Below are 15,741 nucleotides of genomic sequence, written 5' to 3'. Positions count from 1 at the left end.
TTTTACAAATACGCGAAAAAGAAGCGGAGAAGATAACGATTATGAATGATACAGGGAATAAGCAGAAAATATTAAGATTACTGGAAATAACAGCCGGTGCATTTGGTCTGTTTGTTGCATTTGGTTGGTCTTTCTTTGATATGCTTGTTCGTTGCAAAGGAAAAAAACGACAGAAGAAAAAGAAATGGTTTCAACTGTCTCATATAAAGAAAAATCATCCAAGAGACAAATACGAAAAGGAATATGAAGAAGGAAAACTGTGGTGTGCTGAGCAGCAGATGAAGGATTGCTTTATCAGAAGCAGAGATGGACTGTATCTGCATGCTTATTATCTTCCGACAAAAGAAGCGAAACGTTTTGTTTTGTTAAGTCATGGATATAAAGGTAGTGGCTTTGGCGATTTTGCATATACAGCACGTTTCCTTCATGAGAATGCGTGTAATTTATTGTTTATTGATCAGAGATGCTGCGGTTTGAGCGAGGGTGAATATATTACATTTGGTGCAAAAGAGCAATGGGATGTACAGCAATGGAGTTATTATATTGCTGCAAGAAACAAAGAGAAGCTCCCAATCTATCTTTATGGAGAATCCATGGGGGCTGCGGCGGTGCTTATGGCTTCAGGACATAAGCTGCCGGAAGAAGTGAAAGGCTTGATTGCAGATTGTGGATTTTGTTCGATGAAGCGTCAGCTTCAGGATATCGCAGCTAACTGGTTCCATTTGGGCTGGGTAGAGCTGCTTTTGTTCCGTGTAGATCTGTTTTGCAGGATGTTTGGAAGATTTCGTATGAGTGATGCTGACACGATAGAAGCAATGAAGAAAAATAAACGTCCGGTTTTGTTTTTTCATGGGGAAGCAGATACCTATGTAGTTCCAGAGAATTCTGTATATAATTATGCATTATGCAGTGCTCCCAAAGAACTGGTCATTATACCGGAAGCACGGCATCTATGTGCGCCATATGCAGCTCCGGGGCTTTACCGACAAAAGATGCTTGATTTTTTTGAAAAATATGATAATTAAAATAGAATCACCGGAAGTAACAGGATCCCTCTTAAGCAGATAAGGTAAATGCCGAATCTGTTTAAGGGGGATTTTTATATCAGGATAATTTTGATCTATAGATTACGTTTAAAGTTTCGGTCAATTTCATGTAAAGTGTTTGTTAAGTTGTACAAGGGGTGGAATTCAAAAATGAAATGTGATAAGTTCACAAAAGAATAAAGAATACAGGAGGTTATCCATGATGATGAAACAATATCCCTTAACAGCAGCACAAAAAATGCATGATGACTGGATAAAAAAATATAAAACACAGCAGGTGTCCGGTGTCAGTGTTGTGGCATCTTTAAAAGCAGAACTAGATTTCGGACTTTTAAAAAAATGTATTCAGTTGGAATATGAGAGATATGGATGTATGCGTATTCGTTTTACGAAACGTGATAAAAATGGTGATGTGAAGCAATATCTTACTGAAAAAGAAACCCGTGACATTCCTTTAAAAGACTTATCAGGAATGCGTATGAAAGAAGCAGACAATCTAATGCAGCAGTGGGCATATGAGACATTTGACGGAGATGATATTCCGCTTTGCGATGTAGTGATGGTTAAACTGCCGGATGGATATAATGGTTTCTTCATCCATATGGATCATAGATTGATTGATTCCTGTGGACTGGTTGTGATGATCAATGACCTGATGCAGTTATATACGCATTATAAATTCGATACACCATATCCGCAGAAGTTAGCTGATTTTGAGGAAGTGCTGGTTAAAGATCTGAATCGTGCAAATAATGAAAAACGGTTTGCCAAAGATAAAAAGTTCTGGGATGATCAGCTGGATGCATGGGGGGAACCCCTTTATTCTGATATCCAGGGTTCAGATGTACTGGAAACATCAAGAAAGTTACATAGGAATAAAACACTCAGGGCTGCCGATATAGAATTAGATCAGTTGTTTGTGGCAGTAAAGGATTATCAACTGGAGCCGGAGCCAACGAAAAATCTGATAGATTTTTGTATGAACCATCAGCTTTCAATGACAAATCTGTTGTTGCTTGGTATTCGTACATATCTGTCAAAGATGAATCATGGACAGGAAGATATTACGATAGAAAACTTCATTTCAAGACGGTCTACTCATGATGAATGGACCTCCGGTGGTAGTCGGACTATTATGTTTCCATGTAGAACTGTGATTTCGGCAGATACTGATTTCCTGTCGGCAGCATATGAGATCCAGAATATGCAGAATCGGATCTATATGCACAGTAACTATGATCCGGCGTTGATCAGAGAGGAGATGCAGAAACGATATCATACACCGAAGAATACAGCCTATGAAAGCTGTTACCTTACTTATCAGCCGATGCCGGTAAAATTGGATAATCCTCATCTGGTACAAATTCCACAGCATGCAAAATGGTTTGCAAATGGTGCAGCTACAAAGAAAATGTATCTGACAGTATCTCATACAGATAATGGAGGTATGAATTTTTCATATCATTACCAGACCGCACATTTGGCAGAACATGATATGGAATTGTTATATTACTATATGATGCGGATATTGTTTAAAGGAATCGCGGAACCTGATATGAGTATCGGAGAAATCATGGAACAGGTATAAAATAAAACATATAAAGGAGAAATTATTATGACACAGGAAATGCAATTTAAGAAAATCATAGCACAGTATTGTGATGTTAAGCCGGAGGAGATGACAAACGATATGAAGTTCAGAGAAGATCTGGGCTTTAGTTCGCTTGATTTTATGTCTTTCTTGGGAGAAATCGAAGACACATTTGACATTGAACTGGAGGAAGACGATGCACTGCATGTATTCACAATTGTAGAAGCACTTGATCTGTTAGAGCGATTACAGCAGGAAACTGTATAATCAGAGAATATAAGTATATGATCGCAGTAAGTATGTGCGGAGGTATAATAAGATATGTTGATTCGTGATATTTTGGAAGAAAGCGAAAAAAAGTTTTCAGAAATAAAGGCAGTAAAATGGTTGAAGAAAAAGGAGATCTGTGATAGAAGCTACCGGGAGCTGATGGAGAATGCCAAGTCTGTCAGAAAAGGATTGTGTGAGGAAAGCTTTCAGGGAAAGCATATAGCATTGATCGGTAGTAGTTCTGTGGAATGGATAGAAGCTTATCTGGGAATTATAACAGGTCAGGCAGTAGCCGTTCCTCTTGATGCAGGACTTCCGGTAGAGGATTTGATAGATCTTCTGAATCGTTCAGATGCGGAAGCACTCTTTTTAAGTCCTAAAATTCAGACCTTGTCGGAACGGATACTGGAGGAATGTCCAAAACTGAAAAAAATCTGGATATTACAGGAAGAAAACATCGAAACAAATCAGAAAAAAGTTGCATCTGTAGCAGAATTAATGACGTCAGGTATAAACGGTACAGATGATTTTGCAGCACCGGATCCGGAAGATATTGCTACGATTATTTTCACCTCCGGAACTACAGGAAAAAGTAAAGGTGTTATGCTGACACAGAGAAATCTGGCAGAAAATGTAAAATCTGTTAATTATACTGCAGAGCCCGGAACCATAGTATTAAGTGTTTTACCGATTCATCATGCATTTTGCCTTGTTATGGATTGGCTCAAAGGTTTTTCCTTTGGAGCAACGGTATGTATCAATGATTCACTGTTGCATATGGTAAAAAATATGGGCGTCTTTCATCCTGATATTATGCTGATGGTACCTTTGATGGTAGAAACAATCTACAAACGTCTTTCGGCAATGAACCCGTTGATCCCAAAGAAAATAGTTGCAGCCAAGGCATTTGGGGGAAAGCTGAAAACAATATTTACAGGTGGAGCACATCTGGATCCGTTTTATATTGAGAAATTTGCAGAATATGGTGTAAATATTTATGAGGGATATGGAATGTCGGAATGTTCGCCTGTTATCAGCAGCAATGTACCGGAAGATCATAAGACCGGTTCTATAGGACGACCGCTTTCCAATGTTGAGATTTCTTTTGAGGATGGCGAGATTCTGGTACGGGGCAGCAGCGTTATGAAGGGTTATTATCAGATGCCGGAAGAGACTGCAGAGACCTTAAAAGGTGGATGGCTGCATACGGGAGATAAAGGATATCTGGATAAAGACGGATTCTTATTTATCAATGGAAGAATAAAAAATCTGATCATTCTTTCAAACGGAGAAAATATATCACCGGAGGAAATAGAAAATAAACTTGCTCTTGGAAAACTGGTGGGAGAGGTGATTGTGACAGGAGAGAACAATGGCCTAATTGCAAGAATCTATCCGGATCAGGATGCTGTCTCGGCAAAACGGATGAACGAGGAAACAATCAGATCAGAGCTTCAGGCATTTATTGACAGTTATAATAATACGCAGCCGACCTATCGTCGGATTACGGGGTTGATTATTCGTAAATATCCATTTATCAAGAGTGCAACTAAGAAGATAAAAAGGCAGGAAGTTCTGATTGATGAAGCACTTTAAGACAGATAAGGGAGTATACCTGTGAGAAATGACTGTGTCAGTATCCCGGCAATGATTTCTTCGGAACTCTCAAAATTTTCTCTTGTCCATTTATGGAGAACACCCAAGGTACTGCCAATGCTGCATGCGATCATATAGGAGACCTCTTCCTTGGAGTGCATGGAAGGCGTTGTTTTCCGGGTGGCATCTGTTACATAACGATGGAACATAGTTAAAGCCTTTTCAAAGAATTCATCGCCTCTTGGACTCCGGAGAATATTTGCCAGAAACGGATTCGTTTTGGTATAATTACAAATTGTCAGAAAGAAAGATTTGCATATATCCTGATTGTTTTCAGGATGAAAGTCTTCCATGAGGGTGAAAATATCCTGGATAGTTTTATCTTCAACAGCAGTTATAAGAGCTGGAATATTTTCGTAGTGGTTATAGAATGTACTGCGAACAATTCCGGCTCTTTTTATGATGTCGGTCACGGTAATTTTTTCTATTCCTTTTTCTTTCAATACCAATAAAAATGCATCACAAATGGTATCTTCAATAAAGCAGTAGCGTTCATCGGATATTTCATGCAACATAGTGGTCTCCTTTCTGATGTGTATTTATTTTATCACAGTTTTTATACAACCGGGTAAAAATGTAATGAAAATAGCTCCTTTTTCTGTATTTATGTAAAAAAGTTTATAATATCTTTATTTCCCTTACGAAATATGGTAACATATGAAAGTAAATTCGAAAACAGAGGAAAAGCATATGAAGTACAGATGCGTGGTTTCAGATTTGGACAGAACGATTTTAAGACGGGATGGGATTTCCCATAGAACAAAGGAAGTTCTTGAAAAACTGGCAGACAGCCACGTTATTTTTATTCCGGCAAGTGGAAGATCTGTTTATTCCATTCCAGAATGCATCCGGGAGATTCGGGGTGTCCGGTATGCGATCACATCCAATGGGGCAGCAATCTATGATTTATCAGATGATCATTCAGTATATAATTTAAAATTACGACCGGAAGTACCGGAGCAGATATTTGATCTGGTTACGGATAAAGATGTATTCTTTGAATGTTTTATAGACGGTAGAGGATATACATCTGAGATATATTATGAGAATCCAATGAATTTTGGAGAGTCAGAGGATATCAGTGCTTATGTAAGAAGCACCAGAACGCCGGTGCCTGATATAAGGCAGTTTATTTTACAGCATAATACGGAGTTGGATTCGATCTCAATTGTAGGACCGACAGAGAAAAAATACCGTATCATGCATGAATTAACGCAAAATATCCATACTGTTTATGTAACATCCGGAGCGCCGCGATTGATTGAGATATCTGATCGTCATTCCGGCAAACATAATGGGTTAAAGGAAGTTTTACGATTCCTTGGAATATCAATGGAAGAAACAATTGCTTTCGGCGATGGAGATAATGACAGTGAGATGTTAGCAGAAGCCGGACTTGGAGTTGCGGTTTTAAATGCGACAGAGCGTTGCAAGGAAGCGGCGGATCTTGTGATCGGTGATTATCTGGATGACAGTGTAGCCGAATTTCTGGAAGAAACAGTGCGGTAACGGCACACAGAATTTTGATTATAAAGCATGGCATATATCTGTAGTGAGGGACAGGTAGACAACCAATGCTTTTAATAAGAATAAACAAAAGAAAGGAAGGGAAATATGGATAAATTTTTCCACATTTCAGAGCGCGGTTCTAATGTTCGTACAGAGATTATGGCCGGACTCACAACATTTTTTGCCATGGCATACATTGTCCTGGTAAACCCAAATCAGGTAGCAGCAGATGGTAAGGCTGGATGGCTTGTTGCAGAAGGCGCAAGCGCAGCAGAAGTAGGCAGGGTTTGGAATGCAGTATTTATCGCATCCGTTCTTGTGGCTGTTATCGGTACACTTCTTATGGCATTCCTTGCCAGAATGCCGTATGCACAGGCATGTGGTATGGGACTGAATTCATTCTTCTGTACCTCATTTGTGTCCGGTGCATTCTTTGCAGGCTGTAGCGTGATTGAAGGTTATCAGTCAGGTCTTGTTATCATCCTGTTATCAGGTATCGTATTTCTGATCCTGTCTGTAACCGGACTTCGTAAGTACATTGCGACAGCCATGCCGGAATGCCTGAAGAAATCAATACCGGCCGGTATCGGTTTGTTCATCGCATTGGTTGGTTTAAAGGGTTCAGGTCTTGTACAGGCGAATAAGTATACACTGGTACAGATCTTTGATTTCCATGGAGCAATTTCAGGCGCAGAGACACCGGCAGCTGCATGGAAAGCAGTTATTCCACCGGTTGTAACTATCATCGGTATTATCCTGATCGCAGTTCTTGCAAAGTTAAATGTAAAGGGAAATATCGTAATCGGTATCATTGTTTCCACAGTTCTTTATTATGTATTTAATCTGGAGACACCATCTTTTGATGTATCCAGCATCGGTCAGTCTTTCAAAGACTTTGGCGAGATCGGTTTCCTTGGATGCTTCAAGGCGGATGCATGGAGAAATGCATTTGAAAGCCCATATGTTGGTGGCGTATTCTCAGGTATCATGCTGATCGTTGCATTCTGTCTGGTAGATATGTTTGATACGATCGGAACCTTATACGGAACCGCATCACAGGCAAATATGTTAGATGAGAATGGTGACCCGATCAACTTAGATAAGAGTATGATGTGCGATTCTATCGGTACAGCAGCAGGTGCTATTCTTGGTACATCGACATGTACAACCTTCGTTGAGTCTGCATCCGGTATCGCAGCAGGTGGTAGAACAGGTCTTGCAAGTTTAGTTACAGCAGCCTGCTTCGCAGTATGTCTGTTCTTAAGCCCAATCGCAGGTGTGATCCCAACATGTGCAACAGCTCCGGCACTGATCTTTGTAGGTGTATTAATGGCTAAGAACTTTGCCAAGATCGATATGGATGATATGCGTTCAGCAGTTCCTGCGTTCCTTACCTTCCTTATGATCCCATTAACCTATTCTATCTCAAATGGTATCGGTGTAGGATCAATTTCATACGTTCTGATTACCTTATTCACAGGTAACTACAAGAAGAAAGATATTGTTGTAACGATCATCGCAGCGTTATTCGTTGTAAAGTTCATCTTTGTTACAATGTAAAAATATCATCATTTTATTAAAAGAAAATACCGGCAGCCACATTCCTTTTAAGTGGCTGCCGGTATTTTTATGCATAAAAAATATGCACCAGAGTGGAATCGAACCACCGCACACGGCTCCGGAGGCCGTTGCTCTATCCACTGAGCTACTGGTGCATGACTTATATATAATACAATATTTCGCTGAAATAATCAAATATTTTCTTATATTTCTTCGCTGAATTATGAATACTTCCTGGATGAACTTGCAAAATACAGAACAGAATGGTAGAATTTTGTCGATATAAAATATGAAAAGGAGCATAGGAAAATTGAATCATAAAAAAAACAGTTTTCTTGGTGATACATATATAAAGACAAAAGAAGGAGAGATCGTGATCCGGGTTGGAATGAAGCTTGCGATCGGCTGGGTGATATTTGCATTATTGTGTTCCTGTTATGTGTACGCATTTTTTATCAGAAAACCCAAAATTGTGCCGGGAGAAAATAATACGGTTGAGCTGACGATTCCGGAGAATGCATCATATAAGAAAAGTGATGTTTCAGAGATCAATGATCTGGTTAGTAAGTATCTTACGGCAAAAGCAGCCTGTGATCAGGCAACGTTACAGTCACTGGTGACGGATCCAACCGAGTTTGATGATATGTCAGTATTGGAAAACTCTGCAAAATACCTAAAAGGTTTTGAAGATACGACCTGTTATCTGGCAGATGGTTATGCAGAAGGAGAATATGTTGTGGTTGAATTGTCCTATATGGACATTGCGGACGTAGAATCAAAGCCGCTTGATATCGTGACCTTCTATATTATAACAGACCAGGATGGTTCGTATAAGATCGCTAATGGGGAGCTGTCAAATGCACAGCTTTCTTATCTGAACAGCTTTAAGGCATCAAAGGATATTCAGGATATCTATGTTCATGTAAAAGAGAATACAGAATATCTTCTGGATACAGATAAAACATTTCGGGCATTTTATGATCTGATCAGCAAACCGGCTACAACAGAGAATACTGCAGCTACACCGGAAGATGCACAATAGGAAGGATATTTTAGCTGATTCTGCAAATGTGTGAACCAGTTAGCAGTAGGTTTGTAAGCAGATATCAAGACATAAAAAGTTCCATAAAAGAATTCTTTGGATATGACAGAATTCTGATACGGAACTTTTTTGTTTTATTATTTGCCTTATATAATATAGAAGTTACAGACGACCGTCCGCAGACATACTAGATAGCATTTCCTTCATTTACAGGAGATACAATACCGATGTCGATTCCACGAGTTTGAACAGGAGTGGAGAATACGATCTGTGTTTCTGTATTTCCGAATCGCTGTAGCTGGCCAATGAAAGAATCCAGTTCCATTGTGCTTGGAAAACAAACCTTCATCAACATAGAGTAGGCACCGGTCACACAATTACATTCCAGTACATTGGGGCAGGCATCGATAAAGGGATAAAAGGTTGGTTTCTGTTTTGGATCGAGTGCCATGTGTATAAATGCGGTAATGTGATACCCCAGAGCTTCCGGGTTGATGCCTGCATGGTATCCGGTGATCACACCTGCCTTTTCCAGCCGGTCGATTCTTGCGGATACCGCAGGAGAGGAGAGAAATACTTTATTTGCCAGATACTTTAAAGGGGTTCTGGCATTGTGCTGTAATAAATGTAATATTTTCTTATCGATATTATCCATATATTCACGTCCTTTATAAAATGTTATAACTTCAGCTTCTAAATTTAAATACAAAAAAAGGTGCGTTTCCGTAGAAACACACCTTTGCGTTTGCCTTATTATACGTCGGAAAAAGAGAAAAAACAAGCCCCGAAATTGAAAAGTTGTAATTGTTTACTTTTAATGATCAGAATGGTATGATTAAAAAGATATGGTTATAAAGAAAACAGATAAAAAGAGCGGCAAAACAGTCGCAGCAGAGAGACAGAACAGGAAGGGTCATGATATGGCAGAAGGCATTCGAATTAATAAATATCTGAGCGAAGCTGGCATTTGTTCCAGACGTGCGGCAGATGAATATATATTAAAAGGCAGGATCACAATAAATGGGAAGCCTGCGGCAATGGGACAGAAGATAGAGGCAAATGACAGGGTAATGGTCGATGGAAAGCCTGTAAGAAAGCGTGAAGAGACAGTTATTCTTGCATACAATAAACCACTGGGACTGACCTGCACGGCAAGTCATGATGATCCGGATAACATCTTTGATCATATTAAGTATCCGATCCGATTGCAGTATGTAGGAAGATTAGATAAGGATTCACAGGGATTACTGCTTTTGACAAACGATGGAGACCTGTCAAACAGTATCCAGAAGTCAGTCAATAATCATGAGAAGGAATATCGTGTCCGTGTGAATAAGCCGATCACGGACGAATTTTTAACACAGATGGCGGCAGGTGTTCCGATTCTTGATACGGTGACAAAAAAATGTCGTCTGTATAAGATCGATAATTATTCCTTTAAGATCATAATTACACAGGGGCTGAATCGCCAGATCCGCCGAATGTGCGAATATTTTGGATATAAGGTCGTAAATCTGAAACGGCTTCGAGTGATCAATATTCGTCTGGGGAATCTGAGACCGGGTGAGTACCGCCATTTGACAAAGGAAGAAGAAACAGAACTCAGACGTTTAGTGGAACGAAAAGAAGAAGTGAAAACAAAGCGGGAAGAAGCACAGCCGGATAATAAAAATGAACAGAATGTTGTTGGAAATAAGAGGTATGTCAGTTGGAAAAGAGAGACAGAATCAAAGAATTAGTTGAAAAACTGAATGAGGCATCAAAGAAATATTATCAGGAAGATACCGAGATCATGAGCAATCTGGAATATGATGCCTTGTATGATGAACTGGTAGAACTTGAAAAAGAGACAGGAATTGTAATGTCGAACAGTCCGACGGTTCATGTCGGATATGAGATTGTAAGTGAGCTTCCGAAAGAGGCTCATGAGCATCCAATGCTTTCTCTGGATAAGACCAAGAGTGTGGAAGCACTGGCAGCATGGCTTGGCACACATCAGGGTGTGATCTCATGGAAGTTAGATGGTCTTACCGTTGTCCTTACCTATGAGAATGGCACGCTTGTAAAAGCAGTAACCAGAGGAAATGGCTTAGAGGGCGAGGTTATAACGAACAACGCAAGAGTATTTGCAAATATTCCGAAAGAGATTCCATATAAGGGTAAGCTGACGATCCGTGGAGAGGCAGTTATCAAGTATTCAGATTTTGAGAAGATAAATGAGCAGATCGCAGATGCAGATGCAAAATATAAAAACCCGAGAAACTTATGCAGCGGCTCTGTCAGACAGTTGAATAACCGCATTACAAAAGAGAGAAACGTACATTTCTTTGCCTTTAATCTGGTGGATGGAGAAGATGTGGACTTTAAGAATTCCTTTTCCTATGAATTAGACTGGCTGGAGCAGCAGGGCTTTGATGTCGTAGAGCATTATTTGATCAATGCTGATAAGCTGCCGGAGCGTGTAGCAAAGTTTGCAGAACAGATTGAGCAGAACGATTTTCCTTCGGATGGTCTGGTACTGGTGTTAGAAGATCTTGCATATGGAAAGAGTCTCGGTAGAACAGCGAAGTTCCCAAGAGACAGTATGGCATTCAAATGGGCGGATGAACAGGCAGTGACCCATCTGCAGTATGTGGAGTGGAGCCCTTCCAGAACGGGACTTATCAATCCGGTTGCGGTATTTGATCCGGTGTCCCTTGAAGGAACAACAGTCAGCCGTGCAAGTATCCATAATGTCAGTATCCTTCGGTCGTTGCAGCTTGGGATCGGAGATGAGATTTCGGTCTATAAGGCAAATATGATCATTCCGCAGATTGCCGAAAATCATACCAGAAGTGGAAATGTACCGATTCCGGAATCCTGTCCTGCCTGTGGTGGCCTGACAAAGATCGTGACGGAGGGAGAGGGTGTAGATCAGGTAGAGACCCTTTATTGTACCAATGAATTCTGTCCAGCAAAGAAGTTAAAATCATTTGCTCATTTTGTATCCAGAAATGCTATGAATATTGACGGTCTCTCAGAAGCCACGATAGACAAATTTATTGAACAGGGATATCTGGATCATCTGGATGATCTCTATCACCTGAATCGTCATGAAGAAGAGATCGTTGAGTTGGAAGGCTTTGGAGAGAAGTCTTATGCGAAGCTGATTCAGGCTGTTGATACATCCAGACACACAACGATGAACCGTTTTGTCTATGGCCTTGGAATTCCTGGGGTCGGAGATGCAACAGCGAAGCTGATCTGCAAACATTTTAAAAATAACCTGGATCAGATCATGCATGCGGATGTAGAAGCATATACAGAGATTGATGGAATTGGAACAGTGATCGCAGAGGAAATTGTAAGATATTTTAAAAATCCGTCGAATTGTGCTATTATAGATAGGTTGCTTCGTGAATTAGAGTTTGAAGCAGAGACTGAAACGGTACCACAGACGCTTGCAGGTATTACCTTTGTAATAACCGGAAGTCTGGTACAATTTGCAAACCGGGATGAGATGAAGCAGTATATCGAAGACCGGGGCGGAAAGGTAGCAGGTTCTGTATCTTCAAAGACCGGATATCTGGTCAATAACGATGAGACATCCACATCTTCGAAGAATAAAAAAGCACAGAGTCTGGGAATACCGATCATTTCAGAAGCGCAGTTTCTGGAACAGTTTTCCTGATAATATAGAAACAGAAAAATGGCAGTTGGAACAGAAAGGACTTGATAGAAAATGCCAATTAGAGTTGACGATGATTTACCGGTAAAGAAAATACTGGAGGATGAGAATATCTTTGTGATGGGTTCAGACAGAGCCATCCGTCAGGATATCCGTCCGCTTGATATATTGATATTGAACCTGATGCCTTTAAAGCAGGATGCAGAATTACAGCTTATGAGAAGTCTGTCAAATACGCCGCTTCAAGTGAATATTTCCCTGATCCGTACGATGACATATGAATCCAAGCATGCACCAAAAGGCCATCTGGAACGGTTCTACACCGATTTTTCCAGCATCAAAGATCGGAAATGGGATGGATTCATTATCACAGGAGCACCGATCGAGAAGATGGAATTTGAAGATGTAGAATACTGGGATGAATTAAAAGAAATCATGGACTGGTCGGAGAAAAATGTAACCTCCACGATCCATATCTGCTGGGGCGCACAGGCAGGTCTGTATTATCGGTATGGGGTGCAGAAGTATGAGCTGGATAAGAAATTATCAGGAATCTATATGCATCATACCTTCCACAGAAAGACACCGCTTGTTCGTGGGTTTGATGATATCTTTTATGTACCACATTCCAGATATACAGGTGTAGACAAAGATGAGATCGTAAAAAATCCGCATCTGGAGATCGTAGCGGAGTCCGATGAGGCAGGTCCTTATCTGATCATTGGCGATGAAGGAAAGAATATATTCGTAACCGGACATCCGGAATATGATATTCTGACGCTTGATAAAGAATATAAGCGTGATCTTGCAAAGGGACTGAATCCGGATATTCCGGTAAATTATTATCCGGACAACGATCCAAGCAAGACACCGATCAAATCTTGGCGCTGCCATGCTAATACATTATATGCCAATTGGCTGAATTATTACGTATACCAGATAACCCCGTATTTATGGACAGAAAAGGCGGATAAAAAGAAAGATGAAACAGCAGAATAAACGATTAATACTTCTATGTATAGCAGCTTTGTTGATATTGTTTATGGGAGCCGGGAAAAATACCGGAAATGTGCAGGCTGCGGAATCAGTAAAGAAACAGGAATTATCACAGGACGAGAACACACATACATTTTCAAATGCCAGTGACGGTTCCTTCCAATATGATTATGCAGTAAAGTCAGATTACTATAAAGGTATGGGTGTAGATGAGAGCACCGGACTGAAATATGCACTTGTCAGTTATGATGAGAAGCTGTGGGCGGTTGTAGTAACTAAGAAAAGTGAGTTTAATGGTTCCTATGATACCAGCTCTTATACAGGCAAGATGTCATTGAAATTTAAGCCGGCAACGACAAAGACCGTGCTTCGGTTTTCAAAAAATAAAACCGGAAACACGGCTCTTGAAAAATGCTTTTACTATAGTGACGATTATTCCATTCTGACAACTGGTTTTTCAAAGGATATATATTACATTGACGGAACACCGGTAAAAGGAATCAAGAAGGTAGCAGGAACGTATTATTTCTTCCGGAAAGGAAAGCGGGTGGATGAAACCGGCTGGTATCCATATGGAAGATCACAGGTATATGTAAAGGATGGAAAGGCAATATTCCGCTTTTCAGGAGATGCCTGTTATTCATTCACAAATGGCAAGAAACAGCGTGTAACGGATCGTTACATCAGCGTTAAAGGCACAGTGTACTGGTTTGATGCAACGGGTGCACTGGCACAGGGAATGAAACAGGCCGGCGGAGAATATTATTATCTGCGGGATGGTGTAAGCCGTCGGAACTATTATAAAAAGGTTGATCGTTATGGCTATTATTTTGGCGAAGATGGCAAAGCAGTAAGAGATACATGGGTAAATGTAAAAAATGCCATGATGTATTTTAATGCAAATGCACGTAATACAAAGACCTATTATCTGGACGGATATAAGGACAGCGAGCGGATCGGAATGTATAAGATCTACAGTAAAAACAAATGGAATTTTGTAACAGATGGCATTTATAAGATCGATGGCTCATTTGTATATTTTAAAAATGGAAGACATTATACATCAACCAGATGGTACAGCTCAAATGATACGACCATGTATTATATCCGAAAGGGAGAAGTGCTCTACAAACGAAAACAGTCCGGAAACGGATATGTGCTGTATCAGGCAAATGGAGTCAGATGGAAGAAAGTTTCCAGTATGTGGGCGCCATATAATAAAGGAAAAACCTTTTACTATGATAAAAATGGAACAAGTCTGTACCGGTATTTTAATGCCAGCTATTCAAAGAGCAAATACAGGAACACAGTATGGATCTATGATGCAGGAAGTTCCGGATGGCAGCAGGTAACAGATAAATTATTAAATATTCATTCGGATTATTATTATATACCGGAAGATGGCGTGATAAAGGCAGAAGAGGGCTGGCAGACCATTGACAAAAAAACTGCAGTCTATACGGATGCTTCCGGAAAAGTATCAAAATACATATATTATGACAAGACCGGAAAATATTCCATATACAGAGAAGGACAGAAGCTGGATCAGATCGTTCCGGGGATTGTTACTGTCCAGATCAATGGCAAGACGGTATATTACCTGATGAATGAACAGGGACAGAGTGTATCTGGAAGTCAGTCCGTGGATGGATATCTATATGACTTTGACAAATATGGACGTGCATATAGCAGACGACTGGAAGGTTCTGTTTACTGGGATACGGATGCATGGATGAAGCGCGTGATCCTGGCATATCTGGGTAAGACAAATATATATTGCAATGTATTTGTCGATCAGGCATTTGCACTTGCTGGTGGAGATGATCCATCGCAGAAACTTGCGGTTCAGTATACAAGTCCGGAAAAAGGCGGTATCCTGTTAGATCGGATGTATACCGGAACGGAATGGGGCGGTGCCGGAACTGTGACCGGAAAAGTTGTTCTGTCAGATGGGAAAAGCTGGATGAAACAGGATTCGATTCAGTTGAATTCAGATATTGTAGATTTCTCATATGATGCATTAACTCCGGGAGATGTGATCGTATATTATAAAAACGGAGAGACAGAGGCAAGCCATGTTTCCCTGTTTCTTGGTAAGTTTAAAAATGCGGCAGCGGTTAAGAAATATCTGATCCGGATGGGTGTTTCCAAACAGTTGGCGGAAGCCTGTGTCAAGGACTGGGGCGCTTATTATGATAATGATGGAACTTACTGGTGTATTCACGGTGGAATGGGAAGCAGTAGTCAGGTCTATATCAGTAACAGTACTTATTGTATTCCGGCATCCGGCAATACATATACATATGGAAGAAAGATCATAAATGTGATCGACTGATAATACAAAAGCATTAGAATGCGGATATTGCATGGTTGTATGTAACTTACAACAGCAAATTGTCCGTAT

At 40.3% G+C, this 15,741-nt stretch carries 13 protein-coding genes and 1 tRNA gene; 11 read left to right on the top strand and 3 right to left on the bottom strand.

Annotation, left to right across the window (positions count from 1 at the left end; all coding sequences use genetic code 11):
- Nucleotides 1-41 precede the first annotated feature (41 nt).
- From DXB77_RS10655 to DXB77_RS10640, 4 genes are all read left to right on the top strand, one after another.
- Nucleotides 42-1,025, top strand: coding sequence for an alpha/beta hydrolase (locus tag DXB77_RS10655; RefSeq protein ID WP_242995993.1), 984 nt, complete (start codon nucleotides 42-44; stop codon nucleotides 1,023-1,025).
- 220 nt (nucleotides 1,026-1,245) lie between these two features.
- Nucleotides 1,246-2,634, top strand: a complete 1,389-nt coding sequence (locus DXB77_RS10650) for a condensation domain-containing protein (RefSeq protein ID WP_330599181.1) — start codon at nucleotides 1,246-1,248, stop codon at nucleotides 2,632-2,634.
- A 27-nt stretch (nucleotides 2,635-2,661) separates the two neighbouring features.
- On the top strand, nucleotides 2,662-2,904 hold the full coding sequence (locus tag DXB77_RS10645; protein WP_008402883.1) for a phosphopantetheine-binding protein: 243 nt from the start codon (nucleotides 2,662-2,664) through the stop codon (nucleotides 2,902-2,904).
- A gap of 54 nt (nucleotides 2,905-2,958) precedes the next feature.
- Entirely contained in the window at nucleotides 2,959-4,503 is a 1,545-nt protein-coding gene (locus DXB77_RS10640) for an AMP-binding protein (protein ID WP_118500593.1), read from the top strand.
- Here the strand turns inward: DXB77_RS10640 and DXB77_RS10635 are convergent.
- A complete protein-coding gene (locus DXB77_RS10635; RefSeq protein ID WP_021944421.1) occupies nucleotides 4,500-5,078 on the bottom strand; it encodes a TetR/AcrR family transcriptional regulator in 579 nt (192 codons plus the stop codon). The two genes, DXB77_RS10640 and DXB77_RS10635, sit on opposite strands and share 4 nt — an antisense overlap.
- Before the next feature lie 175 nt (nucleotides 5,079-5,253).
- Between DXB77_RS10635 and DXB77_RS10630 the strand changes: the two genes are divergently transcribed.
- A complete protein-coding gene (locus DXB77_RS10630; RefSeq protein WP_173783376.1) occupies nucleotides 5,254-6,072 on the top strand; it encodes an HAD family hydrolase in 819 nt (272 codons plus the stop codon).
- Between the two features lie 105 nt (nucleotides 6,073-6,177).
- Nucleotides 6,178-7,632, top strand: a complete 1,455-nt coding sequence (locus tag DXB77_RS10625) for an NCS2 family permease (RefSeq protein WP_117807416.1) — start codon at nucleotides 6,178-6,180, stop codon at nucleotides 7,630-7,632.
- Nucleotides 7,633-7,715: 83 nt separating this feature from the next.
- Here the strand turns inward: DXB77_RS10625 and DXB77_RS10620 are convergent.
- Nucleotides 7,716-7,787, bottom strand: a tRNA-Arg gene (locus DXB77_RS10620).
- Between the two features lie 155 nt (nucleotides 7,788-7,942).
- Between DXB77_RS10620 and DXB77_RS10615 the strand changes: the two genes are divergently transcribed.
- Entirely contained in the window at nucleotides 7,943-8,674 is a 732-nt protein-coding gene (locus tag DXB77_RS10615; RefSeq protein WP_118663205.1) for a hypothetical protein, read from the top strand.
- Between the two features lie 187 nt (nucleotides 8,675-8,861).
- On the opposite strand, the gene DXB77_RS10610 is transcribed toward DXB77_RS10615, so the two are convergent.
- Nucleotides 8,862-9,329 carry an Lrp/AsnC family transcriptional regulator gene (locus tag DXB77_RS10610; RefSeq protein ID WP_118663401.1) on the bottom strand — a complete coding sequence of 156 codons (468 nt, stop codon included), beginning with the start codon at nucleotides 9,327-9,329 and terminating at the stop codon, nucleotides 8,862-8,864.
- Nucleotides 9,330-9,594: 265 nt separating this feature from the next.
- On the opposite strand from DXB77_RS10610, the gene DXB77_RS10605 reads away from it, so the two are divergent.
- From DXB77_RS10605 to DXB77_RS10590, 4 genes are read left to right on the top strand one after another with little or no spacing between them, the layout of a single operon-like run.
- Nucleotides 9,595-10,413: a pseudouridine synthase gene (locus DXB77_RS10605; RefSeq protein WP_118663399.1), complete on the top strand. Its 819-nt coding sequence runs from the start codon at nucleotides 9,595-9,597 to the stop codon at nucleotides 10,411-10,413.
- Nucleotides 10,383-12,344 (top strand): NAD-dependent DNA ligase LigA, encoded by a 1,962-nt coding sequence (gene ligA / locus DXB77_RS10600; RefSeq protein ID WP_118663204.1) that lies wholly within the window; start codon nucleotides 10,383-10,385, stop codon nucleotides 12,342-12,344. The genes DXB77_RS10605 and ligA overlap by 31 nt, the downstream gene beginning before the upstream one ends.
- Before the next feature lie 51 nt (nucleotides 12,345-12,395).
- Nucleotides 12,396-13,340 carry a homoserine O-succinyltransferase gene (metA, locus tag DXB77_RS10595; protein ID WP_118663203.1) on the top strand — a complete coding sequence of 315 codons (945 nt, stop codon included), beginning with the start codon at nucleotides 12,396-12,398 and terminating at the stop codon, nucleotides 13,338-13,340.
- Nucleotides 13,324-15,672 carry a hypothetical protein gene (locus DXB77_RS10590; RefSeq protein WP_118663202.1) on the top strand — a complete coding sequence of 783 codons (2,349 nt, stop codon included), beginning with the start codon at nucleotides 13,324-13,326 and terminating at the stop codon, nucleotides 15,670-15,672. Before metA ends, DXB77_RS10590 begins: the two co-directional genes overlap by 17 nt.
- Nucleotides 15,673-15,741 lie beyond the last annotated feature (69 nt).

The sequence above is a fragment of the Clostridium sp. OM05-9 genome, assembly GCF_003481465.1.
GTDB classification, from domain to species: domain Bacteria; phylum Bacillota; class Clostridia; order Lachnospirales; family Lachnospiraceae; genus Coprococcus; species Coprococcus ammoniilyticus.
This window is presented reverse-complemented; position numbering and strand designations above follow the sequence as displayed.

Coding starts and splice junctions, on each gene's coding strand:
- DXB77_RS10655 (WP_242995993.1), top strand. CDS start 42: ATGAATGATACAGGGAATAAGCAGAAAATATTAAGATTACTGGAAATA.
- DXB77_RS10650 (WP_330599181.1), top strand. CDS start 1,246: ATGATGATGAAACAATATCCCTTAACAGCAGCACAAAAAATGCATGAT.
- DXB77_RS10645 (WP_008402883.1), top strand. CDS start 2,662: ATGACACAGGAAATGCAATTTAAGAAAATCATAGCACAGTATTGTGAT.
- DXB77_RS10640 (WP_118500593.1), top strand. CDS start 2,959: ATGTTGATTCGTGATATTTTGGAAGAAAGCGAAAAAAAGTTTTCAGAA.
- DXB77_RS10635 (WP_021944421.1), bottom strand. CDS start 5,078: ATGTTGCATGAAATATCCGATGAACGCTACTGCTTTATTGAAGATACC.
- DXB77_RS10630 (WP_173783376.1), top strand. CDS start 5,254: ATGAAGTACAGATGCGTGGTTTCAGATTTGGACAGAACGATTTTAAGA.
- DXB77_RS10625 (WP_117807416.1), top strand. CDS start 6,178: ATGGATAAATTTTTCCACATTTCAGAGCGCGGTTCTAATGTTCGTACA.
- DXB77_RS10610 (WP_118663401.1), bottom strand. CDS start 9,329: ATGGATAATATCGATAAGAAAATATTACATTTATTACAGCACAATGCC.
- DXB77_RS10605 (WP_118663399.1), top strand. CDS start 9,595: ATGGCAGAAGGCATTCGAATTAATAAATATCTGAGCGAAGCTGGCATT.
- metA (WP_118663203.1), top strand. CDS start 12,396: ATGCCAATTAGAGTTGACGATGATTTACCGGTAAAGAAAATACTGGAG.
- DXB77_RS10590 (WP_118663202.1), top strand. CDS start 13,324: ATGAAACAGCAGAATAAACGATTAATACTTCTATGTATAGCAGCTTTG.